Below are 2,448 nucleotides of genomic sequence, written 5' to 3'. Positions count from 1 at the left end.
ACGTAGACGGTGAAGCGCTGCAGCGCGTCCTTGAGCTTCTGAGGCGGCGATGATCCCGATTCCGAGCGGCGTCAGGGTCTGGATTGCCACGGGCTACACGGACATGCGGTGCGGCTTTCCGAGCCTGGCTCTCCGCGTGCAGGAAGTGCTCAAGCACAAGCCCATGGGCGGTGGTCTTTTCTGCTTCAGGGGAAAACGCGGCGATCTTTTGAAGGTGATTTGGCATGGTGTGCTGCAGAGCATGAAGGAGGTGAATAACCGAATTTAATGCGTACAGCTTTATGAGAGATGGAGGATGGCCCTCCTGCATCGGCGTTTCAGGCGCAGATGCAAAACCACGACACTGTGGCTTCGCTTAAAAGGCGTGGTCATGAGCAAGTGTTGCAAAAGTCCCGGGTTTACGGGGCAGGTAAGTATCCAGAAGGCGAGCGAAAGCGAATCTTCCGATGACGCGTCGAAAATTACTAAAGCGTCGCCAAAATCAGGGGCGCGTGCCATCCCTGAGATCAATCCGTGAGGCGCCTGGATTACTGCGCGGATGGCGACCGGCGTTTAGGGGACGCGATCTGGATACAGGCTCTTGTAGAGAACTGCAGGAACCAGTCGTTGTGATGCCAAGGGAGAAGTTCAAGCGGCGCACACCGCGAGACGAGAGTACCGAAGCACAACACTGGGGCGGATCGGCTCGTAGTAGTGATGAAGGTACTGTAATGGGACTGGAGCGAAGGGGCCGAAACAAGTGGGTTGCGCCCATATGCAACTGTGATGAGCAGGAGGACATGTGAGCGTAACCGGACGTAAGCAGTACGATATCGACAAGCAGACAGTGATGAAGGCCTACCGATTGGTCAAAGCCAATGCGGGCTCGGCCGGCGTGGATAAGGTGTCGCTCGAAGCTTTTGAGAAGGACTTGAAGGGCAACCTTTACAAGGTCTGGAATCGAATGTCTTCTGGCAGCTACCTTCCACCTGCCGTTCGGGCTGTCCCCATTCCCAAGAAGAACGGCGGACAACGCATTCTAGGCGTGCCGACAGTAGCAGATCGCGTGGCGCAGACGGTCGTCAAGCTGCAGATTGAACAAGCACTCGAGGAAATCTTCCTTCCCGATTCCTACGGCTACCGGCCCGGAAAATCCGCGCTGGACGCCGTTGGCGTCACCCGGCAACGGTGCTGGAAGATGGACTGGGTGCTGGAGTTCGACATCAAAGGCCTGTTCGACAATATCAGCCACAAGTTGCTCATGAAGGCCGTCAGGAAGCATGTGCAAGACGAATGGGCTCTGCTCTACATCGAACGCTGGCTAACAGCGCCGATGCAAGGCAAAGACGGAGCGATCACCGCTCGCGACCGGGGAACACCCCAAGGCGGCGTGATCAGTCCCGTCCTTGCCAATTTGTTCTTGCATTATGCGTTCGATACATGGATGGCGCGGAACTTCCCGCAGTCACCGTGGTGTCGATACGCGGACGACGGGCTCGTTCATTGCCGAACCAAGGCTGAAGCGGAAGCCATCAAGGCGGCGCTGCAAGCAAGGTTTGAGGAATGCGAACTCGAAATGCATCCCGACAAGACCAAGATCGTCTACTGCAAAGACAGCAATCGCCCGGGTAGCCATGCCAGTCAGTCATTCGACTTTCTGGGGTTTACCTTTCGACCGCGCAGGGCAAGAAACCATCAGAAGAAAGAAAACTTCTGTACGTTCTCGCCAGCGGCCAGCAGGGTGGCGATGAAGTCTATGCGTACGACGATCCGGCAGCTCCGGCTCAGGCTTCGCTCGCAGACGGAAGTCGACGCAATCGCCTTGGAACTGAACCCCGTCCTTCGTGGATGGATGCAGTACTACGGCAGATATGGGCGGTCAGAAATGCACAACCTGTATCGATACGTCGACGAATCTCTTAACCGCTGGGCGCGACGCAAATACAAAGGGCTGAAGAATGGAAAAGTCAGAGCCTCCACCTGGCTCAGATTGATCCGCTGCCGTAGGCCGCAGCTGTTCGCTCATTGGGCGAGGTTGAGTTCTGCGTCGTTACTTGTTGAGAGCCGTATGACGTGAGAGCGTCACGTACGGTTCGGAGAGCGGCTCCGGGTGCAACTCCCGGGGCCGACTCACCATGGCCAGGGGGCATGCCTGTTTACAAAAAGACTTGAGAGAGGAAGATTCATCTGGCCTTCTGTTGCGGGCGAAGCAGTGACGATCTCTCCGGCGCAGTTGAGTTATCTCTTATCTGGAATCGACTGGCGCAACCCTCAAGAAACACTGCGTCCGACGCGAGTTGGATAGGCTTTTTACGATTGAATCTGCAGCCTGATCTGATTCAATGGCTTCATGACATCGAAGCCGAACGATCTTCCTTCGGACCTCGCGAGCGCCTACATGGCGCTGCTGGCCGAGCGTGAGGCGTTGCAGGTTGAACGCGATGTGGCCGTCGCGGAGGCCGCCAACGT

General features: G+C 56.6%; 3 protein-coding genes. All 3 read left to right on the top strand.

What is annotated here, in order from left to right:
* The first annotated feature begins 49 nt into the window (after window positions 1-49).
* The 3 genes from tnpB (ACFFWD_RS34190) (at window position 50) to tnpB (ACFFWD_RS34180) (ending at window position 2,284) form a co-directional block, all read left to right on the top strand.
* Window positions 50-268: an IS66 family insertion sequence element accessory protein TnpB gene (gene tnpB, locus ACFFWD_RS34190; RefSeq protein ID WP_376973016.1), complete on the top strand. Its 219-nt coding sequence runs from the start codon at window positions 50-52 to the stop codon at window positions 266-268.
* Window positions 269-829: 561 nt separating this feature from the next.
* A complete protein-coding gene (gene ltrA, locus ACFFWD_RS34185; protein WP_376973090.1) occupies window positions 830-2,056 on the top strand; it encodes a group II intron reverse transcriptase/maturase in 1,227 nt (408 codons plus the stop codon).
* Window positions 2,057-2,089: 33 nt separating this feature from the next.
* Window positions 2,090-2,284 carry an IS66 family insertion sequence element accessory protein TnpB gene (gene tnpB / locus ACFFWD_RS34180; RefSeq protein ID WP_376973014.1) on the top strand — a complete coding sequence of 65 codons (195 nt, stop codon included), beginning with the start codon at window positions 2,090-2,092 and terminating at the stop codon, window positions 2,282-2,284.
* Window positions 2,285-2,448 lie beyond the last annotated feature (164 nt).

This window comes from Bradyrhizobium erythrophlei, assembly GCF_042430365.1.
GTDB classification, from domain to species: Bacteria; Pseudomonadota; Alphaproteobacteria; order Rhizobiales; family Xanthobacteraceae; genus Bradyrhizobium; species Bradyrhizobium erythrophlei.
Note: the sequence above shows the minus strand (reverse complement) of the source record. Positions and strands in the feature narration are given on the sequence as shown.